The 20,620-nt window shown below is 64.8% G+C and carries 19 protein-coding genes; 14 read left to right on the top strand and 5 right to left on the bottom strand.

Translation table 11 applies throughout. The features are described from left to right. The first annotated feature begins 8 nt into the window (after positions 1 to 8). From AAHK20_RS05910 to AAHK20_RS05855, 12 genes are all read left to right on the top strand, one after another. The gene (locus AAHK20_RS05910; protein WP_449180506.1) at positions 9 to 938 is read left to right on the top strand and encodes a MotA/TolQ/ExbB proton channel family protein; all 930 of its coding nucleotides are present in this window, start codon (positions 9 to 11) and stop codon (positions 936 to 938) included. A 6-nt stretch (positions 939 to 944) separates the two neighbouring features. Beyond that, positions 945 to 1,370 (top strand): ExbD/TolR family protein, encoded by a 426-nt coding sequence (locus AAHK20_RS05905; RefSeq protein WP_449180505.1) that lies wholly within the window; start codon positions 945 to 947, stop codon positions 1,368 to 1,370. A 2-nt stretch (positions 1,371 to 1,372) separates the two neighbouring features. Continuing rightward, the gene (locus tag AAHK20_RS05900) at positions 1,373 to 1,804 is read left to right on the top strand and encodes an ExbD/TolR family protein (protein ID WP_449180504.1); all 432 of its coding nucleotides are present in this window, start codon (positions 1,373 to 1,375) and stop codon (positions 1,802 to 1,804) included. Between the two features lie 10 nt (positions 1,805 to 1,814). After that, positions 1,815 to 3,020, top strand: a complete 1,206-nt coding sequence (locus tag AAHK20_RS05895; protein ID WP_449180503.1) for a tetratricopeptide repeat protein — start codon at positions 1,815 to 1,817, stop codon at positions 3,018 to 3,020. Between the two features lie 94 nt (positions 3,021 to 3,114). Beyond that, positions 3,115 to 5,061 (top strand): extracellular solute-binding protein, encoded by a 1,947-nt coding sequence (locus AAHK20_RS05890; RefSeq protein WP_449180502.1) that lies wholly within the window; start codon positions 3,115 to 3,117, stop codon positions 5,059 to 5,061. Between the two features lie 8 nt (positions 5,062 to 5,069). Continuing rightward, positions 5,070 to 6,128 carry a microcin C ABC transporter permease YejB gene (locus AAHK20_RS05885; protein ID WP_449180501.1) on the top strand — a complete coding sequence of 353 codons (1,059 nt, stop codon included), beginning with the start codon at positions 5,070 to 5,072 and terminating at the stop codon, positions 6,126 to 6,128. Next, positions 6,082 to 7,194 carry an ABC transporter permease gene (locus tag AAHK20_RS05880; RefSeq protein ID WP_449180500.1) on the top strand — a complete coding sequence of 371 codons (1,113 nt, stop codon included), beginning with the start codon at positions 6,082 to 6,084 and terminating at the stop codon, positions 7,192 to 7,194. The genes AAHK20_RS05885 and AAHK20_RS05880 overlap by 47 nt, the downstream gene beginning before the upstream one ends. Then, on the top strand, positions 7,194 to 8,825 hold the full coding sequence (locus AAHK20_RS05875) for an ABC transporter ATP-binding protein (protein ID WP_449180499.1): 1,632 nt from the start codon (positions 7,194 to 7,196) through the stop codon (positions 8,823 to 8,825). The genes AAHK20_RS05880 and AAHK20_RS05875 overlap by 1 nt, the downstream gene beginning before the upstream one ends. A 58-nt stretch (positions 8,826 to 8,883) precedes the next feature. Beyond that, positions 8,884 to 9,465 carry a GNAT family N-acetyltransferase gene (locus tag AAHK20_RS05870; RefSeq protein WP_449180498.1) on the top strand — a complete coding sequence of 194 codons (582 nt, stop codon included), beginning with the start codon at positions 8,884 to 8,886 and terminating at the stop codon, positions 9,463 to 9,465. Further along, entirely contained in the window at positions 9,462 to 10,034 is a 573-nt protein-coding gene (locus tag AAHK20_RS05865; protein ID WP_449180497.1) for a GNAT family N-acetyltransferase, read from the top strand. The genes AAHK20_RS05870 and AAHK20_RS05865 overlap by 4 nt, the downstream gene beginning before the upstream one ends. Positions 10,035 to 10,044: 10 nt before the next feature. Then, positions 10,045 to 13,239 (top strand): multidrug efflux RND transporter permease subunit, encoded by a 3,195-nt coding sequence (locus AAHK20_RS05860; RefSeq protein WP_449180496.1) that lies wholly within the window; start codon positions 10,045 to 10,047, stop codon positions 13,237 to 13,239. Further along, entirely contained in the window at positions 13,236 to 13,874 is a 639-nt protein-coding gene (locus AAHK20_RS05855) for a helix-turn-helix domain-containing protein (protein WP_449180495.1), read from the top strand. Before AAHK20_RS05860 ends, AAHK20_RS05855 begins: the two co-directional genes overlap by 4 nt. 20 nt (positions 13,875 to 13,894) lie before the next feature. Here the strand turns inward: AAHK20_RS05855 and AAHK20_RS05850 are convergent, their stop codons facing one another. Further along, a complete protein-coding gene (locus AAHK20_RS05850; protein WP_449180494.1) occupies positions 13,895 to 14,407 on the bottom strand; it encodes a hypothetical protein in 513 nt (170 codons plus the stop codon). Positions 14,408 to 14,790: 383 nt separating this feature from the next. Between AAHK20_RS05850 and AAHK20_RS05845 the strand changes: the two genes are divergently transcribed. Further along, the gene (locus AAHK20_RS05845) at positions 14,791 to 15,999 is read left to right on the top strand and encodes a sensor histidine kinase (RefSeq protein WP_449180493.1); all 1,209 of its coding nucleotides are present in this window, start codon (positions 14,791 to 14,793) and stop codon (positions 15,997 to 15,999) included. 1 nt (position 16,000) lies between these two features. After that, on the top strand, positions 16,001 to 16,729 hold the full coding sequence (locus AAHK20_RS05840) for a LytR/AlgR family response regulator transcription factor (RefSeq protein ID WP_449180492.1): 729 nt from the start codon (positions 16,001 to 16,003) through the stop codon (positions 16,727 to 16,729). Positions 16,730 to 16,904: 175 nt separating this feature from the next. Here AAHK20_RS05840 and AAHK20_RS05835 read toward each other — a convergent pair whose 3' ends face one another. From AAHK20_RS05835 to AAHK20_RS05820, 4 genes are read right to left on the bottom strand one after another with little or no spacing between them, the layout of a single operon-like run. Beyond that, positions 16,905 to 18,542, bottom strand: a complete 1,638-nt coding sequence (locus AAHK20_RS05835; protein ID WP_449180491.1) for an AMP-binding protein — start codon at positions 18,540 to 18,542, stop codon at positions 16,905 to 16,907. Positions 18,543 to 18,567: 25 nt separating this feature from the next. Continuing rightward, positions 18,568 to 18,963, bottom strand: a complete 396-nt coding sequence (locus AAHK20_RS05830) for a RidA family protein (protein ID WP_449180490.1) — start codon at positions 18,961 to 18,963, stop codon at positions 18,568 to 18,570. Continuing rightward, the gene (locus AAHK20_RS05825; RefSeq protein ID WP_449180489.1) at positions 18,960 to 19,418 is read right to left on the bottom strand and encodes an acyl-CoA thioesterase; all 459 of its coding nucleotides are present in this window, start codon (positions 19,416 to 19,418) and stop codon (positions 18,960 to 18,962) included. The genes AAHK20_RS05830 and AAHK20_RS05825 overlap by 4 nt, the downstream gene beginning before the upstream one ends. Further along, positions 19,415 to 20,620, bottom strand: a complete 1,206-nt coding sequence (locus AAHK20_RS05820; RefSeq protein WP_449180488.1) for an acyl-CoA dehydrogenase family protein — start codon at positions 20,618 to 20,620, stop codon at positions 19,415 to 19,417. The genes AAHK20_RS05825 and AAHK20_RS05820 overlap by 4 nt, the downstream gene beginning before the upstream one ends.

Here is a 20,620-nt window from a genome sequence, read left to right as displayed (position 1 = left end):
GAGCAGACATGAATAAGCGTACTCTCGCCGCTCTGACGGCAAGCATGGTGATCGGCGTATCGGCGGTGGGTTCCATCGCTGTGCCGCAAATGGCTTACGCACAAGCCAGCGATGCAACGGCTGCCGCCGCTTCGGCGCCGGCCACCGCGACCGCGCAAACGGCTACGCCGTCGGCCGACCAGCCGGCGCCGCCGCCCGCGCCCGCCACGTCGGAAACCGTCAACAACCCGTACGGTCTCGGCGCCCTCTGGAAGAACGGCGACTTCGTCGCTCGCTTCGTGCTGATTCTGCTGGTCATCATGTCGATGGGCAGCTGGTACATCATGATCACCAAGTTCTTCGAACAAATGCGCGCCAACGCCCGTGCGAAGAACGCCGACGCAAAACTGTGGACCGCGCCGTCGCTCGCCGAAGGCGCCAAGCAGCTCGACGAAAACTCGCCGTTCCGCTTCATCGCCGAAACCGCGATCGAAGCCGGCGAGCACCACGACGACGTCCTCCTCGAATCGGTCGACCGCAACACCTGGATCGACGCTTCGGTCGATCGCGCGATCACCAGCGTGTCGAACCGCCTGCAAGACGGCCTCGCGTTCCTCGGAACGGTCGGCTCGACGGCGCCGTTCGTCGGCCTGTTCGGTACGGTGTGGGGCATCTATCACGCACTGACGGCAATCGGCATCGCCGGCCAGGCATCGATCGACAAGGTCGCGGGCCCGGTGGGTGAAGCGCTGATCATGACGGCCATCGGTCTGGCGGTCGCGGTTCCGGCGGTGCTCGGCTACAACTTCCTGGTTCGCCGCAACAAGTCGGTGATGGAACGTGTCCGCTCGTTCGGCGCACAGCTGCACACGGTGCTGCTCGCAGGCGGCAAGCGTTCGGTGCGCAACGGTCACGCCGCGGTTGCGAAGCCGCTGGCAGCAGCCACGCACGCGGGGTAATCGGCCATGGCAATGAGCGTTGGACAAGACGGGGATGAAGACGAAGTCATGTCCAACATCAACACCACGCCGCTCGTCGACGTGATGCTGGTGTTGCTGATCATCTTCCTGATCACGATTCCCGTCGTAACCCACACGGTGCCGCTGCAGTTGCCGAAGGAAACGATTCAGCCGCTGCAGACGACACCCAAGAGCATCGAGATCGCCGTGAACAAGGATGGCGATTTCTTCTGGAACGAATCGCACGTGGATGCGCAGACGCTGTTGACGAAACTGAAGACCGTTTCGGTGCAGACGCCGCAGCCGGAAGTACACGTGCGCGGCGATCAAACCACGCGCTATGAATTCATCGGCCGTGTGATCACCGCGTGCGAGCGCGCCGGCATCGCGAAGGTTTCGTTCATCACAGAGCCGCCCGCGCGCGGAGGTTAAATATGGGAATGAACGTAGGCTCGAGTGGGGGCAGCGGCGAACCGGACGTGATGGTCGACATCAACACCACGCCGCTGATCGACGTGATGCTGGTGCTGTTGATCATGCTGATCATCACGATCCCGATTCAGATGCACGCAGTGAAGATGAACCTGCCGGTCGGCAATCCGCCGCCGCCTCCGGTGCAGCCGGAGGTGGTGCAGATCGATATCGACTTCGACGGCACGATGACGTGGAACGGCACGCCGATCACGAGCTCGACCATGCTCGAATCGAAGTTCCAGCAGGTGGCGGCCGAGCCGGATCAGGCCGAGATCCATCTGCGTCCGAACAAGCTGGTGCCGTACAAGGACGTGGCCGCGGTGATGGCCGCCGCGCAGCGCGAAGGCGCGACGAAGATCGGCTTGATCGGCAATGAGCAGTACATGCAATAAGGAAGTCGCAATGCGAAAGATCCAGCATCGGATGAAGCGCGCCGCCATTGCGGCCGCTTTCGGGGGGCTCATGGCGGCGGCGTTGCTGCCGTCCACGTCGTACGCGGACACGCTGCGCCCGGACGTCGCCAAGCCGCTGAACGACGCGCAAACGCTGTACCGCGCGCACAAGTACAAGGATGCGCTCGGCAAGATCGCGCAGGCTGCGGCCGTGCCGAACAAGACCCCGTACGAGAACTACATGGTCGAGGAAATGCGCGGCGCCGCGGCGATGGCGGCGGGCGATGTGGGCACCGCCGCGCAAGCCTATGAAACGCTGCTGAACTCCGGCCAGCTGAAGGGCGCCGATGAGCAGAGCACGACGGCGGCGCTCGCCGGCATCTACTTCCAGGAAAAGAACTACGCGAAGGCGATCACCGTCGCGCAGCGCTACCTGAAAGCGGGCGGCGGCGATCCCGACATGCGTACGCTGCTCGTGCAGTCGTACTACTTGTCGAACGATTGCGCCAACGTGGTCACGCTGTTGAAGGCGAGCACCGATGCGCAGGCGAAAGCCGGACGCGCCCCCGACGAGTCGCAGTTGCAGCTGCTCGGCACCTGCTCGCAGAAGGTGAACGACAACGCCACGTATCGCGGCGCGCTTGAAAAGCTCGTCGCGTATCACCCGAAGCAGTCGTACTGGGACGATCTGTTCGCGGCGATCAAGAGCAAGCCGGGCTACTCGTCGCGTCTGGACATCGACACGTATCGCTTGCGCCGCGCAACGGGCGCACTGACGACGCCCGATGACTACATGGAAATGACGCAGCTCGCGCTCGTCGCAAACAGCACGGCCGAAGCGAAGCAGATCATCGATCAAGGCTTCTCGAGCGGCGTGCTGGGCCACGATGCGGGCGCCGATCGCGAGAAGCGCCTGCAAGCGCTCGCGACCAAGCGCGCGCAATCGAGCGTCGACCAGAACGGCACCCCGTTCCCGCCAATCGACGCCGCGTTCAATCAGGTCTACGCGGGCAAGGCCAAGGACGGGATCGCGGCGATGGAAGCACTCGTTGCCAAGGGCGGCCTCGAGCATCCGGACGAAGTGCAGCTGCACCTGGGCGTGGCGTACTACGTCGCGGGCGAAAAGGCGAAAGCCGTGCAGGCCTTCAAGACCGTCAAGGGGACCGACGGCTCGGCGGACCTCGCGCGTCTGTGGGTGCTGGTCGCATCGAAGTAACGACGCGATGTAAAGGACGGGAGACCGCCGTCCTGGCGTCAATCCGATGAACAGCGTGCCGGTGACTCTCCGGCACGCGTTTTCTCGAACTTAAATGACCAACTTAGTGAAATTTCGGCGGCCGCGCGGTTTGGCGCGACGGCACGGGTCGTTGCGGCCAGCGTTCGGGGCGCTGCTCCTCGCCGCGCTCGGCACGGCCTATGTTTTGCCGGCCGATGCCAAGCCCGGGATCGCGCAGTTCGGCGACCCCAAATATCCGTCGACTTTCACGCACTTCGATTACGCGGACCCGAACGCGCCATCGAACGGCGAGCTCAATTTCCAGAACTACGACCAGTCGCAAAGCTACGACTCGCTGAACCCGTTCATCGTGCGCGGCCAGCCCGCGCCGGACATTCGGAACCTGATGTTCGACACGCTGATGCAACGCAGCTGGGACGAGCTCGCTTCCGAATATCCGCTGATCGCGGACGACGTCGAAGTGGCCCCCGACGGCCGCTCGGCGACGTTCCATATCAATCCCGCCGCGCGCTTTTCGAACGGCGACCCGGTCACGGCCGCCGACGTCAAGTACTCGCTCGATACGCTCAAGAGCCAGCAGGCGTCGCCGATGCTGTCGTCGCAATTCGCGGTGATCAAGGACGCCACCGTGATCGACCGCTTGACGGTGCGCTTCGACTTCAACGATCCCGGCCGCGGCTCGCCGCTGATCGCGGGCGATCTGCCGGTGTTTTCGCCGAAGTGGGGGCGGCTGCCGGATGGCAAGCGCGTACCGTTCGATCAGATCGCCACGCAGCCGCCGATCGCGAGCGGGCCCTACATGGTCGAGTCGCGCAAGAACGACAAGGGCATCACGTACCGCCGCCGCGACGATTACTGGGCGGCGAACCTGCCGTCGCGGCGCGGCATGTTCCGCTTCAAGCGCATCACGTTCCGCCTGTATCTCGACCAGTACACGAAGCTCGAAGCGTTCAAGGCCGGCAACGACGACATCGACGTCGAATACAGCGCGACGCAATGGGCGCGCAAGTACGTCGGCAAGAACTTCAATAACGGCATGCTCGCCAAGGGCTGGTTCGTCGACGGCCCGGCGCAGATGCAGGGCTTCATGGTCAACACGCGCAAGGACAAGTTCAAGGACCCGCGCGTTCGCCACGCGCTCGCGCTCGCGTTCGACTACGACTGGATGAACCGGATGATGTTCTACGGTCAGTACGAGCGCTTGAACAGCTTCTGGCAAGACAGCCCGTTCGGCGCGACCGGCATGCCGAACGAAAAGGAACTGGCGCTGCTCGAGCCTTTCAAGAAATCGCTTCCGCCCGAGGTGTTCGGCCCGATGACGCAGCAGCCGAACACGCTGCCGCCGAACTCGTTGCGCGGCAATCTGCGCGAGGCGCGTGAGCTGCTCGCGGAAGCAGGGTGGCACTATCGCGACGGCGCGCTGCGCGACGCGAACGGCAACCCGATGACGATCGAGATCATGGACGACGAGCCGGGCTTCGATCGTCTCTTGATTCCTTACTGTCAGGCGCTGCAAACGCTCGGCATCGACGCGCATATGCGCGAGATCGACAGCGCGCTCTATCAGAAGCGGCTCGACAGCTTCCAGTACGACCTGACGACTTACATCTACCCGCCGGTGACGATTCCGGGCGTCGAACTCCAGCGCCGTTTCACCAGCCAGGCGGCGGACCAGGTCGGCTCGGAAAACTACCCCGGCATCAAATCGCCGGCTGTCGATGCGCTCGTGCATGCCGCGGTCAACGCGACCACGCTCGACGACCTCGAAGCCGCGACTCGCGCGCTCGATCGCGTGCTGATCAACGAGTACTACGTCGTGCCGCAGTACAACATGCCGCACGCGCGCATCGGCTACAAGACGACGCTCGGCTTCCCGAAGGTCGTGCCGGACTCGTACCAATACGAGGACTGGGTGATCGACTACTGGTATCGCAAGCCGCTGGGCGTGCAGTCCGTATCGCTTGCCGTCCCTGTAGCTGCTGCAACCACTGCAGCCACTGCCCAAAGCGCAGCCCACTGAGGAACCCCATGCTTGCCTACATTCTCAGACGTCTGCTGTTGATGGTGCCGACCGTGATCGGCGTCGTCACGCTGACCTTCGTCGTCACGCAATTCGTGCCGGGCGGCCCGGTCGAGCAGATGGTGACGCAGCTGCGCCACGGCGCCGCGCGCGGCGGCCCGGACGGCGGCGGTGGCGGCGGTGGTGGTTACCACGGCAGCCAGGGCGTCGATCCGCAGCAGATCGAGCAGATCAAGAAGCAGTTCGGCTTCGACAAGCCGCCGCTCACGCGCTACTTCATGATGCTGAAGAGCTACGCGACGTTCGATCTCGGACAGTCGTACTTCCAGCATGAAAGCGTGTGGGGCGTGATCAAGGCGAAGCTGCCGGTGTCGATCTCGCTCGGGCTGTGGACGGTGTTCCTCACTTACGCGGTATCGGTGCCGCTCGGCATCGCGAAGGCCGTGCGCAACGGCTCGCGTTTCGATACGGCGACGAGCGTGCTCGTGCTCGTCGGCTACGCGATTCCCGGCTTCGTGCTCGGCGTGCTGCTCCTGATGCTGTTCGGCGGCGGCACGTTCTGGCAGGTGTTTCCGATGCGCGGCATCACGTCGGACAACTTCGACGATCTCTCCGCGATCGGCAAGATGCTCGACTACCTGTGGCACATGGTGCTGCCGGTGACGGCGTCGGTGGTCGGCAACTTCGCGATCGTCACGATCCTCACGAAGAACACGTTCCTCGAAGAGATCGGCCGCCAATACGTGCTGACCGCGCGCGCCAAGGGCGCGCCCGAGCGCGACGTGCTCTGGAAGCACGTGCTGCGCAACGCCGCGATTCCGCTGCTCACGGGCTTGCCCGCCGCGTTCGTCGGCGCATTCCTGAACGGCAATCTGCTGATCGAAACGCTGTTTTCGCTCGACGGGATGGGCCAGCTCTCGTACGACTCGGTGATCCGCCGCGATTACCCCGTCGTGCTCGGTTCGCTGTTCCTGTTCACCCTGATCGGTCTCGTAACCAAACTCATTGCTGACGTCTGCTATGTCCTCGTCGACCCCCGCATCCAATTCGACCGCATGGGCCGTTAATTCGGCTGTGGCCGCGCCCGTGGCGTCGATCTCGCCGTGGCGGCGCACGTGGCTGCGCTTCAAGGCGCAGCGGCTCGGCTACTGGAGCCTCGTGATCTTCGTCACGCTGTTCGTGATCAGCATGTTTGGCGAGCTGATCTGCAACGACAAGCCGCTCGTCGTGCGCTACGAAGGCCACTACTACTTTCCGATCGTGAAGGAGTACCCCGAGGCGACTTTCGGCGGGGACTTCCCGGCGAAGGCGAACTATCTCGACCCGTTTATCCGCTCGCGCATCACGACGAACGGCAACTTCGCGATCTATCCGCCGAACCACAACTACTACGACACGATCGACTACTTCGCGTCGCGGCCGTTTCCGGCGTCGCCGTCGTCGCAGAACTGGCTCGGCACGGATCAGTTCGGTCGCGATGTGCTGTCGCGGCTGCTGTACGGCTTCCGCGTATCGGTGCTGATGGCGCTTGCGCTGACGTTTTCGGGCGTCTTCTTCGGCGTGCTCACGGGCGCATTGCAAGGCTTCTACGGCGGACGCACCGACTTGATCGGCCAGCGCCTCATCGAAATCTGGAGCTCGATGCCGGACCTGTATCTGCTGATCATCTTCGCGTCGATCTTCGAGCCGACGCTGTGGCTGCTGTTCATTCTGCTGTCGATGTTCGGCTGGCTCGTGCTCTCGGACTACGTGCGCGCCGAGTTTCTGCGCAACCGCTCGCTCGACTACGTGAAGGCCGCGCGCACGATGGGCCTCTCGAACTGGGAGATCATCTGCCGCCACGTGCTGCCCAACAGCTTGACGCCCGTGATCACGTTCCTGCCGTTCCGCATGAGCGCGGCGATTTTGTCGCTCACGAGTCTCGACTTCCTCGGGCTCGGTGTGCCGGCGCCGACGCCGAGCCTGGGCGAGCTGCTGCAGGAGGGCAAGAACAACCTCGACGCCTGGTGGATTTCAATTGCGGCGTTCGCGGCGCTCGTCGTGACGCTGTTGTTGTTGACCTTCATGGGCGACGCTTTGCGTAACGCGCTCGACATGCGTTCGCGCGGCTCGGCATTCGGAGGGGCCAAGTGATGACGAAGCCGTTGCTGGATATTCAGAATTTCTCGATCGCGTTCGGCGACAAGGCGTGCGTGCGCGATTTGAACCTCGCGATTGGGCGTGGCGAGCGTGTGGCGCTCGTCGGCGAATCGGGTTCGGGCAAGAGCCTCACCGCGCTGTCGATTCTCGGACTCGTGCCGAATGCGACGATCGCCGGACGCATGTTGCTCGACGGCGAAGATCTGCTGGCTAAAACCGAGCAGCAGATGCGCGGCATTCGCGGCGCCGATGTGGCGATGGTGTTTCAGGAGCCGATGACGGCGCTCAATCCGCTCTACACGGTGGGCAAGCAGATTGCCGAGAGCCTGCGCTTGCATGAGGGCCTGCGCCCGAACGCGGCGCGCGAGCGCGGCATCGAACTTCTGCGCCGCACGGGCATTCCCGAGCCGGAGCGCCGCATCGACAGCTTTCCGCACCAGCTCTCGGGCGGCCAGCGTCAGCGCGCGATGATCGCGATGGCGCTCGCATGCCGCCCGCGCCTGTTGCTCGCCGACGAGCCGACAACGGCGCTCGACGTGACCGTGCGCCAGCAGATCGTCGATTTGCTGATTGGCTTGCAGGAGCAGGAAGCGGCGGAGCGCGGGATGGCCGTGCTGTTGATCACGCACGACTTGAACCTCGTGAAGCGGTTTGCGCAGCGCGTGGCCGTGATGGAGAAGGGCGTGCTCGTCGAAACGAACACGACCGAAGCGCTGTTTTCGAATCCGCAGCACCCGTACACGAAGCGCCTGCTCGATAGCGAGCCGCGCCGCTGCGTCGACGCGGTGCCGTCCGATTCCGAAAACGTGCTCGACATCAAGGGCCTCGCGGTCGACTACCGGACGAGTGCGAAGGGCTGGAAATCGCTCTTCGGCAGCGCGAAGTTCCGCGCTCTGCAAGACGTCGATCTCACGCTGCGGCGGGGCGAGACGCTCGGCATCGTCGGTGAATCGGGGTCGGGGAAATCGACGCTCGCATCGACCGTGCTCGGTTTGCAGCGCGCGGCGCTTGGCGAGATCGCGATCGACGGCAGGCCGTTGTCGAGCCTGCGCACCGCGAGCGCGCGGCGCGATTTGTGCGCGCAGATGCAAGTGGTGTTTCAGGACCCGTTCGGTTCGCTGTCGCCGCGCATGACGGTCGAGCAAATCGTCTGCGAAGGGATGCGCGTGCATCGAAGGGATGTCGATCCGAAAGCGCGGCGCGATCGCGCGGCGGCGCTGTTGGACGAGGTGGGTTTGCCGGCCGACGCATTGCTGCGTTACCCTCACGAATTCTCCGGCGGCCAGCGTCAACGTATCGCGATTGCGCGTGCGCTCGCGGTGGAGCCGGAATTGCTCGTGCTCGACGAACCGACCAGTGCGTTGGACGTGTCTGTCCAGCAGCAGGTGCTGAACTTGCTGACGCGCTTGCAGAAGAAGTACGGGCTGAGCTACTTGTTCATTACCCACGACCTCGCGGTGATGCGGGCGATGGCCCATCGGGTGATCGTCATGAAGTCGGGGCGCATCGTCGAAGCGGGCGACACGCTCGACGTGCTGCGCGCCCCCGCGCATCCGTACACGCAGGCGCTGCTCGCAGCATCGATGCAGGCGCCGGCGCCCGATGCCCGCGAGGAGTATGCCTGAGCGGGCCCTAAGTGAGTAGTCGTGCCCGCGAGTTCATTCGAATTCACCGGACGAGCAGATGGAAAAAATAATAACGACGCTGCCGAATCAATTGGCGCGGCCGGAGGTAACTGGAGATCTGGGCAACGTGCTGCTGCGGCCGCTTCGCGCCGCTGACGCGGAGGCTTTTCACGCGCTGCAGCTGCTGCCCGGAGTCTTTCGTCAAGCGAACGTAGGCATGCCTTACGATTCGCTCGACAGCACGCGCGAGTGGATCGCGAAGCTTGCGCCCGCGACGGTCGCGATCGTCGCGGAACTCGACGGGAGGCTCCTTGGTCATGCCGAGATCTACCCGAACAGCGGCCGCCGCGCGCATTCCGCGTCGATCGGCATCGGCGTGCACGACGACTGGCAAGGGTGTGGCATCGGCTCGATGCTGCTGGCCGAGCTGATCGATGCCGCGGACAACTGGATGGGTCTGCGCCGCCTCGATCTGCACGTGTTCACCGACAACGAGCCCGCGCTCGCGCTCTATCGCAAGTTCGGCTTCGAAATCGAAGCGCGCTTTCGCGGCGACGTGCTGCGCGAGGGCGAGCTGGCCGACTCCTATCTGATGGCGCGCGTGATCGATGCGATGCCTTTAGCCGCGGACCCCACATGACTCAACGCAACGAATCGAAGTCGGCTGCCACTGTGATGCGTGCCTCGATGGCGGCGCGCGGCGTCGTCGTGCGCGCGTTCGAGCCGGCCGATATGGAGGCGATCGCCGAGCTGGCGACGCTGCCCGGCGTGCGGCACGGCACGCTGCTGCCGCCGTACATCTCGCCCGTGGTGACGGCCGAGCGCTTCAGCAAGAAGAGCGATAGCGACGTGCGGATGTGTGCGACGGTCGAGGGACGCCTCGTCGGCCAATTGGGCCTCATGGTGCAAAAGAAGCCGCGCCGCTCGCACTGCGCGATGCTCGGCATCATGGTTCACGACGACTACGTGGGGCGCGGCGTCGGCACGGCGCTCGTGGCGGCGGCGATCGAATGCGCGGACCAATTGCTCGGCCTGCGCCGCATCGGGCTGACCGTGTTCGCCGACAACACGCCGGCCATCGCGCTCTATCGCAAGTTCGGCTTCGTCGAAGAGGGCCGCTCGCGCGGCTTCGCGATGCGCGCGGGCAAGCTCGTGGACGCGCTGCACATGGCGCGCCTCGGCGCTGCGCCGCCGTTCGCTCAACACTGAGGGCCCGAGCTTGCCGTCATTCTTCATCGACCGCCCCGTCTTCGCCTGGATCGTTGCGCTCGCAATCATCGTGGCGGGCGCGCTCGCCGTGCCGCAATTGCCGGTCGCGCAGTATCCGCGCCTGGCGCCGCCGCGCGTCATCATCACCGCGACGTATCCGGGCGCGACCGTCGAGGAAGTCGACAACAACGTCGCAAGCCTGATCGAAGAAAGCCTCGACGGCGCCGACGGTCTCCAGTACTACGAGACGACGAGCGACAACCTCGGCGAGCTCGAAATCGACGTGACCTTCGCGCCAGGCACGGACCCGGACATCGCGATGGTCGACGTGCAGAATCGCATGAAGCAGATCGAATCGCGCCTGCCGCAGCAGGTCGTGCAGAACGGCATCAGCGTGTTCAAGGCGGCGAACACGTTCCTGATGCTGGTCACGCTGACGTCGGCCGACGGCAAGCGCAATTCGACCGAGCTGTCCGATTACCTGAACCGCTATCTGCTCGGTGAGCTCAAGCGCGCGCCGGGTGTCGGGTCGGCGGAACTGTGGGACGCCGATGCCGCGATGCGCGTGTGGCTCGATCCGATGAAGCTGCGCGAATACAACCTCGCGCCCGCCGACGTTACCGCCGCGATCAAGTCGCAGAACTCGCCGGTCACGGCGGGCTCGCTTGGCGACGCGCCGTTCGTGCAAGGGCAGGGGCTCAATGCGACCGTGAACGTGCGCGGGCAGTTGCACACGCCGGACGAATTCGGCGCGATCGTGCTCAAGGCGCGTCCCGACGGTTCGACGGTCAGGCTGCGCGACGTGGCGCGCGTCGAAGTGGGCAGCGATAGTTACTCGTTCTGGTCGCGCTTGAACGGCAAATCGGCGGCGACGGTCGGCATCCAGCTCGCGCCGCACGGCAACGCGCTCGAAACGTCGAAGGCGATTCGCGAGCGGATCGCGGAGGTGTCGAAGACGCTGCCGCCCGACATCACCGTCTCGATCCCGTTCGACGGCGCGCACTTCGTGCGTATCGCGATCACCGAAGTGCTCATCACGCTCATCGAAGCGATCGTGCTCGTGTTCTGCGTGATCTGGCTCTTCCTGCGCGATTTGCGCTACACGCTCGTGCCGACGGTCGTGATCCCGGTCGCGCTGATGGGCGCGTTCCTCGCGATGTACGCGGCCGGCTTGTCGATCAACGTGTTCACGCTGTTCGGGCTCGTGCTCGCGATCGGCATTCTCGTCGACGATGCGATCGTGGTCGTCGAGAACATCGACCGCATCATGCACGAGGAAGGTCTCGCGCCGCGCGACGCGACGCGCAAGGCGATGAAGCAGATCGGCGGCGCGATCGTCGGCGTGACGGCGGTGCTGACCGCGGTGTTCGTGCCGATGGCGTTCTTTACCGGCAGCGTCGGCGGGATCTACCGGCAGTTCTCGATCGCGATGATCGCGGCGATTCTCGTGTCGGCGTTCATGGCCTTGTCGCTGACGCCCGCGCTGTGCGCGAACTTGCTGAAGGCGCCGGAGCGCCGTACCGACGACGAGCTGAAAAGCGCGGGCTTCGGCGTGCGTCTCGGCGAGCGCTTCACGCAGGGCGTCGAGCGCGCGTCGGGCGGCTATCGCGATCTGATCGCTCGCTTGCTGCGCCGCTCGGGCCGCGTGTTCGCGGTTCACCTCGCGCTGGTCGGCGCGCTGGTGCTGCTCTACCTGCAACTGCCGAGCGGCTTCTTGCCGACCGAGGACAGCGGCCAGCTGCAGGTGATGGTGCAGATGCCGGCGGGCTCGACGCAGCAGCGCACGTTCGCTGCGGTCAAGCAAGTCGAAGCGGTGCTGCACCAGCAGGCGGCGATCGCGAACGTGACGAGCGTGATCGGCTGGAGCTTCGAGGGCAGTGGACAGAGCGTCGGCATGGCGTTCATCGAGCTGAAGGACTGGGCCAAGCGCAACATCGACGCGATGACGCTGCGCGATAAATTGAACGACGCGTTCGCCAAGATCGACGACGGCGACGTGGTCGCGCAATTGCCGCCCGCCGTGCCGGGCATGGGCCGCTCGGAGGGCTTCATGTTCCATCTGGAAGACCGCGGCGGCATCGGCATGGAGGCCCTCGAAAAAGCGCGCGAGCAACTGTTCGAGATGGCGAAGGACGACCCGATCCTCGCCGACATCCATTCGGAAACGCTGCCCGACGCGCCGCGCGTCGTGCTCGATGTCGATCGTGCGAAGGCTTACGCGATGGCCGTGTCGTTCGACGATATCGACGACGTGCTCTCGAACACGTTCGGCAATTCGTATATCGACGACTTCCCCGCAGGCGGCCGGATGCAGCGCGTGCTCGTCGAGGGGACGCCGCAGTCGCGCATGACCGAGGCCGATCTGCTGCAACTGTCGGTGCGCAATTCGCTTGGCGCGATGGTGCCGTTCTCGGCATTCGCGGCCGTGCACTGGACGCGCGGCCCGACCATGCTCTCGCGCTACAACGGCTATCCGGTGCTGGACGTGAGCGGCCACGCGGCGCACGGCAACAGCTCGGGCGCGGCGATGGCCGAGATGGAACGGCTCGCGGCGAAGCTGCCGGCGGGCGTCGCCTACGACTGGACCGATCAATCGCGCGCGGAAACCGAGGCGGCGAAGCAGACGCCGATGCTGATCGGCTTGTCGCTCCTGGCCGTGTTCATGGCGCTTGCCGCGCTCTACGAGAGCTGGACGATTCCGCTCTCGGTGCTGACGGTGGTGCCGCTCGGCATGATCGGCGCGGTTAGCGCGATGCTCGTGCGCGGCTTGCCGAACGACGTCTACTTCAAGATCGGCATGGTCACGGTGATCGGTTTGTCGGGCAAGAACGCCATTCTGATCGTGCAATTCGCGCGCGATCTCTACGCGCGCGGCGAGCCGCTCGCGCGAGCAATCGTGGCGGCGTGCGCAATGCGTTTCCGGCCGATCGTGATGACGTCGGCGGCGTTTCTGCTTGGCGTGGTGCCGCTCGTGTTCTCGAGCGGCGGCGGCTCGGAGAGCCGGCATTCGATCGGCACCGGCGTGTTCGGCGGCGTGATCGGGGCGACCGTGCTCGGACTCGTGTTCACGCCGGTCGCGTTCTATCTTGTGATGCGGGCGACCGCGCGCTTCACGAAACCGGGCCACGTGCCGCCTGCGGGCAAGGACGAGGACGGCGCGAGCGGCAAGCAGACCTTACGTGATCGAGAAACGGAGCCTTCGTGAATGAAATGACGTTTCCCGATGCCGATAGCCCGAACGCGGCTACGAAGCGCAAAGACCGCAACGAGCGCAACGAACGTGACGACGCGCGGCTCTTCGATGCGATCGGCGGCAAGATCCGCGCGCTGCGAAAACATCTGCTGCTGACGCTCGACGAAACCGCTGCGCTTGCGGGGATCTCGAAGCCGTTTTTGTCGCAAGTCGAGCGCGGGCTTGCGCGTCCGTCGGTGGCGACACTGCTTGGGATTGCAAGCGCGCTCGGCGTGTCGTTGCAGTATTTTTTCGACGCGCCGCGCGACACGCGCTTCGTCCTGCGCGGCGACGAGATGCGCTACTTCGGCTTCGCCGACACGGGCAACCTGTTTGCGCGGCTCACGCGTGTCGTCGACGATGGTCTCATCGAAGCGCTGATCGTACGCATTCCTGCGGGGCGGCAATTCGCCGAAGTCGCGACTATCGCAGGCGAGCAGTTCTGGTATGTGATTTCCGGCGATCCGACTCTGACGCTCAATGGCAAGACGTTCGAGTTTCGTCCGGGGGATGCCGCGCACTACGTGTCGACCGATCCGCATCGCTGGGACAACAACGGCGAGGCGGAGGCGGTGTTGATGTGGGTGGGGACGCCGAGTTTGCTGTAGGCGGACGCGCCCACGCCGTATCACTCGAGGGTCGGCGCCGAGCCGCGCCCGTTTTCGATCCGTATGTAGCGCAACAGCACATTCGTCGACCGTCCAAGCGGCATGCCCGCAAGCACCCCCCACGCGGCAAACGACAAGAATTCGAACACGCCGCTCGCCGCCCACGGCTGATGCGACTCGACCGCAAAGTGCAGGAAGAAATGCGCGCCGTACGTCACCAGCAGAATCGCCAGCAGGCTCGGATCGCCGGGCACGCGCACGAGCCGCTTCACCGCGTCGAATTGCACCTGCCAGCGCGCGGCGTGGACCCAACCGAGCAGCATGCCCACGCCGCACGCCATCACGGCCGCTGCCGCGTAGGCCGGATCGGCGTTGGGAAACAGGGCGTAAAGGCTGTTGGCGCCGAACAGCACGATCAGAAGCGGAAAGACGATCATGCGCTCAGGGCGTACGGTGCGCGGATATAGGCGCTGGATGCCGATGACAATCACAATGGCCAGCGCGACGATGGCGGACGTGGGGATGGGCCGCATGAAAACACCTCGAGTCGGTTAGCGTCCGCGCGGGATGTCGCCGGAACTTGTTGAGCGTGACTCTAGCCGCGCGGCGGCCGGGCCGTTGAGGTTTGCGACGAAGCGCGCCGGACGCCGATAATTGGTCAAGTTCGCTGATGGAGCGCGAGGGTTTTTGAGGGGCGGATGACGGCAAAACGGCGTACTGTAGTTGGGCAACGCGGGTCTCGCTGGCGCGCTTGACGCTCCGTGGTTCGTGCCCGCCCGCAGGAGCCGCGCCGGCTGGCCGCCGCCCATCGCCCCGTCGCACCGCTGATCGGCACGCCGTGCGTTTCGTCGCTCGGCGCCCACTTGGCGACAAGCTGCATTTACAGTGGCGTCATCGGCAGTTCTTTCTTCACACCATGCAAAGCAAGCTCGCGTCGACGCTGTTCGCCAAATCCGGGTACGGGAGCAAGGTTCTGTACTGGGTTGGGATCGTGCTGGCCAACAGCCTGATCGGCATCGCCTTCTGGACGAAGTCGCAGCATGACCCCGTGCTGCCGTATTTCGTGATCAGCAATGCAATCGGACTGACGGCCTGTTTCATCAGCTGGCTGTTGAACCGGTTCACGAAGCGGCCGATCGGGGTCGTGCCGCGGGTTCTGATCGTTGCGCCGTTGGCCGTCGTGATCGGTGTCGAAATCACGTCTAGGACGGTCGGCCATATTCCGAGCCTCATCGAGCATGCGAAGCTCGCGACGTGGATCAACTTCGCGCCTTCGTTTCTCGTGGCCGCCGCCTGCGTTTCGCTGTTTGCGCTGTTCTACCAGTCCGCGCAGATGCGCACGACGCTCGAAACCGAACGCCGCGAAGCCGCTGAACTGCGCCAATCGGAGACGGCCGCGCGCCTCGCGCTGCTGCAGGCGCAGATCGAGCCGCATTTTTTGTTCAACACGCTCGCGAACGTGCAGAGCCTGATCGAACGCGACCCGACGCGCGCTTCCGCGATGCTCGACAGCCTGAACCGCTACTTGCGCGCGAGCCTCGGACGCACGCGCAAGCCCGTTTCCGCGCTTGCCGAAGAACTGGAACTCGTCGACGCGCTGCTGCATATCGCGTCGATGCGGCTCGGCGACCGGCTGCGCTATAGAATTTCGGTGCCCGACGCGCTGCGCCGGCTCGCCTTGCCGCCGTTGCTGCTGCAGCCGCTCGTCGAGAATGCACTGCTGCACGGCATCGAGCCGGCCATCGACGGCGGCGAGATCCTCGTCACGGCCAAGCGTGACGGCGACATGCTCGAGCTGAGCGTGATCGATACGGGGATGGGGCTGGGCCATAGCAAGAATTTGCACGGCGGGGTCGGGTTGTCGAACGTTCGGGCGCGGCTCAACAGCTTGTACGGCGAAGCGGGGCGATTGACGATCGTGAACAATACCGGCGCGAAGGGCGGTGTCTACGGTCCTGACGGCAGTTCGCTGGCCGGCGATGCGACTGGTCCGAATGGTCTGAATGGTCCGCACGGTGGTGCGCTGCTCGACGCTCCGGCCGCCGCCGCGAGCATGGCTGCCGGCATCAAGACATTCAACGCCGCGCGGGGCGTCACCGCGACTTTGCGTATTCCGATCCGCTGACATGCCGACCGCCCTGATCGCCGACGACGAACCGAATCTGGCCGCCGAATTGGCTTCGCGCCTGGAGAAGTACTGGCCGGAGCTGGAGATCGTCGCCATGCCGCGCAACGGCGTGGAAGCGCTCGCCGAATTGAACGCCAAACAGCCCGATTACGCGTTTCTCGACATTCGGATGCCGGGTGTCGACGGCTTGGAAATCGCGCGGCTGCTGCCTGCGGTGCGCGTGGTGTTCGTGACGGCCTACGACGAATACGCGGTGCAGGCGTTCGATACCTCCGCGGCCGACTACCTGCTCAAGCCGCTCAACGACGAGCGTCTGCTGCGCTGTATCGCCAAGCTGCAGCGCGGCGGGGCGGCGCCGCAGGCTGTTTCGGGCGCAGGCGCGTCGCCGGAGAACGGTCACGCGCCGATCCAATGGCTGACGGTCGGCCTGAAGGACACGACACATCTGGTGTCGATCGAAGACGTGCTGTATTTCCAGGCGACCGACAAATACACCGAAGTCGTCACGGCCGAGCGCCGGCACATCATCCGCACGCCGCTCAAGGAGTTGCTGCAGCGGCTCGATACCGCCAAATTCGCGCAGGTGCACCGCAGCGTTATCGTTTCGTACTCGGCGATCGATCGAGTCGAGCGCGATTTGCTCGGGCGGTTGCGCATTCATTTGCGCAATCACACGGACGTGCTTCCGGTGAGCCGGGCGTATGTGGGGTTGTTCAAGCAGATGTAGGCAACGCGAGGCGGGCGGGGCTTCGGCGCGAAAGTTAGTGCTCGCTCACAGTGCTGGTGTCGAATGGCGCGGCCGGGAGTATGCACACTTTATGCGCACAAAGGTTGCGCGGTCCCCCAGTCGGCGGCTCTGCCGATACAGTGCGCCCAAATCGCACGAATCGACAGTTCGCTCCTCACATCGACCGCAGCGCAAAGCGCTTCAACTTCCCCGTCTCGGTTCGCGGCAACGCATCGAGAAAACGAATCACGCGCGGGTACTTGTAGGGCGCGACTGTGCTTTTCACAAACGCCTGCAACTCGGCGACAAGCTCGTCGCTCGGCGCATACCCCGGCTTGACGACGACAAACGCCTTCACGATCTGCCCGCGCTCCTCGTCCGGCGCGCCAATCACGCCGCATTCCGCCACCGCTTCGTGCTTCATCAACACGCCTTCGACTTCGGGCCCGGAGATGTTGTATCCGGCCGATACGATCATGTCGTCGGCACGCGCCTGATAGAAGACGTAGCCGTCGTCGTCGAGATAAACCGCGTCGCCGGGGAGATTCCAGCCGTCGCGCACGAATTTCATCTGACGCTCGTCCGCGAGATAGCGGCAGCCCGTCGGCCCGCGCACCGCGAGCTTGCCGACCGTGCCAGCGGCCACTGGCTGCATCGCGTCATCGACGGCCTGGATCACATAACCGGGCACGGCGCGTCCAATCGCGCCGCGGCGGACGTCCGCTCCTGCCGACGAGATGAAGATGTGGATCAATTCCGTCCCGCCGATGCCGTCGATCATCTCGATGCCGGTCGTGTCGCGCCAGAGCTGGCGCGTCGAATCGGGCAGCGCTTCGCCGGCCGATACCGTTTTCGCGAGCGTCGAGATATCGAAACGGGCGGCAAGCGGGGCCATTTGGCGGTAGAACGTCGGCGCGGTGAACATGATCGTCGCTCGAAACCGCTCGACCGTCTGCAGCAGCGTCTCCGGAGTAAGCTTTTCGATCAGCACGGTCGATGCGCCCACGCGCAGCGGGAAACACAAGAGGCCCCCGAGCCCGAACGTGAACGCGAGCGGCGGCGTGCCGCAGAACACGTCGTCGGCGGTTGGCTTCAGCACGTGGCGCGGGAACAGGTCGCACATCGCGAGCACGTCGCGATGGAAATGCATGCAGCCCTTCGGCGCACCCGTCGTGCCGCTTGTGAACGCGATCAGGCAGACGTCGTCGGCCGCCGTGTCGCAGGCTTTGAAAACATCGGATTTGGCGGCGGCCAAAGTATCGAGCGAATCAGGCGTATCGCAATGAAATAGCCGGACCTGCGCGAGATCGGCGCAAAAGAATTCGTTGCCGGGTTCGCGGCATTTCTCTAACTCATCGATCAAGCGCGCGTCGCACAGGGCGGCGCTGATCTTCGCTTTGTCGACGATCTGCTTGAGTTCCTTCGCGCGCAAAAGCGGCATCGTGGGCACGACGACGAGGCCCGCTTTCAGGCTCGCGAGAAACGCGATCGCCATCTGCAGCGTGTTCGGGCCGCGCAGCAGCACACGGTTGCCCGGTTGGAGGCCCATCTCGTCGACGAGCACGTGTGCGGTGCGGTTGACGAGTGCAAGCAGCTCACCGTAAGTCGTGGCATGCGGTTTCCCGTCTACATCCGACCAGATCGCAACGCGTTCGCCGTGGCCCGCTTCGATCGTGCGATCGAGCAGTTCGGTCGCGCAGTTGAGGCGGGCGGGGTAGGCGACGTCGGGGTTCTCGAGCAGCAATTCCGGCCATTGGTCCTGCGGCGGCAGGCTGTCGCGAGCAAACGTATCGACGTGGGCTGACGGTTGCATGACTGGCTCCGGGTTAGCGGCACACTTAATCGGGGATCACCGCAGTGGCTTCGATTTCGACTTTTGCTCGGTCTTCGATGAGCGCCGCGACTTGCACCGCGCTCATCGCGATGTCGTAGTCGCCGATCAGTTCGCGAAACGCCTGGCCGACGTCTTTGAGCGCCGCGAGGTATTCGCGCTTGTCGATCACGTACCAGGTCATGCGGACGATGTGCTCGGGGCGGCCGCCCGCCGCGCCCAGCACGGCGACGATGTTCGCGAGCGCCTGTCGTGCTTGGCTGCCAAACTCGTCCGACTGGAACGTCTCGGTTTCGTCCCAGCCGATCTGGCCCGCGACGAACACCTGCGTGCCGCGTGCGGCGACGCCGTTGGCATAGCCGCGCGGCTTGATCCAGCCTTGCGGTAAGAGCGCTTTTTTCATGAGGACTTTTCCTCCGCCAAGAGAGTCGGTGCGTCTGCCACGAAGCGCGTGAGCGCCAAGCGGATATCGCCGGGAATGTCGATCGATACGCCGGTTTCAAGCGATGTCGTCACGAGCACCTGGGTCGCGCGAAAGCGGATTTCGTCGCCGAGCCGGCCGGCGATTTCGATGCCGATCGAGCGTCGCCCGATGGTCTTCACGCTGAGCGCGAGCGTGATCGTCTCGCCCATGCGGCTCGGCCTGGAAAACTCGCAATCGAGCTTGACGATCGGCAGGCCGACGCGGCGTTCGCGAATCATGTGCGCGTAGTCGATGCCGAGATCGTCGGTGAACCAGTCTTCGACGAGGCCATTGGTCAGCGTCAGATACTGCGGAAAGAACACGATGCCCGCCGGATCGCAGTGTGCGAAGCGGATGCGTACCGGCCGTTCGAATACGAAGGCTTCGCTGCTCATTGCGAAGACTCCTGCAAGGACGCTTGATACGTCTTCAGCAGATCGCGTCCGACGATCAACTGCTGCACCTCCGTCGCGCCTTCGTAAATGCGCAATGCGCGAATCTCGCGATACAACTGCTCGACCGTCACGTCGCTTTGCACGCCCTTGCCACCCCAGATCTGCACGGCCGCATCGATGACTTGTTGCGCGCCTTCGCTCGCATGCCACTTCGCCATCGCGGCTTCGCGCGTCACGCTCTTGCCTTGATCGCGCAGCCAGGCGGCGCGGTAGACGAGGAGCGCGGCGCTGTCGATCGTGAGCGCCATCTGCGCGAGCTTCGCCTGTGTCAATTGAAAGTCGCCGAGCGCCTGGCCGAACACGCGGCGCGAGGAAGCGCGCGCGAGCGCTTCGTGCATCGCGCGCCGCGCGAAGCCGAGCGACGCCGCCGCGACCGACGTGCGGAAAATATCGAGCGTGCGCATGGCGAGCTTGAAGCCTTCGGCGGGTGCGCCGAGCATTTGGCTTTTCGGCACGCGGGCGCCTTCGAACTTCAGGCGCGCCAGCGGATGCGGCGCGATCACGTCGATGCGTTCGGCGATCGAGAGGCCCGGCGTATCGGCGTCGACGATGAACGCGGTGATGCCGCGTGCGCCGGGCGCTTCGCCGGTGCGTGCGAAGACGACGTAGAAATCGGCGATGCCGCCGTTCGAGATCCAAGTCTTCTCGCCGTCGAGCACGTAGGCGTCGCCGACATCGCGCGCGGCGAGCGCCATCGCGGCGACATCCGAGCCTGCTTCGGGTTCGGAGAGCGCGAACGCCGCAATCGCGGTGCCGTTTGCGACGCGCGGGAGATAGCGCTGCTTCTGTTCGTCGGTGCCGGCGAGCGAGATCGCGCCCGAGCCGAGCCCTTGCATGGCGAGCGCGAAGTCCGCGAGACCCGAATGCTTGGCGAGCGTCTCGCGCAGCAGGCAGACGGCGCGCGTATCGATCGTGTCGCCATGGCCGCCGTAGGCTGTGCCGCCCACGCCGTAGCGCAGCCACCCGGCCGCGCCGAGTTCGCGCACGAGATGGCGGCAAGTGTCGTCGACCGATGCCGCATCGTGCGGGACGTGCGACAGATGCTTGACGGCCCAAGCGTCGAGATCCGCGGCGAGCGCGCGATGATGAGCTTCGAAGAACGGCCAGTCGAGCGCGTTGGAGGAATGGTCGTACGTGCCCAA

The organism is Trinickia camelliae, assembly GCF_053525655.1.
The sequence above is the reverse complement of the archived record's forward strand: the minus strand, read 5'-3'. Positions and strand labels throughout refer to the sequence as shown.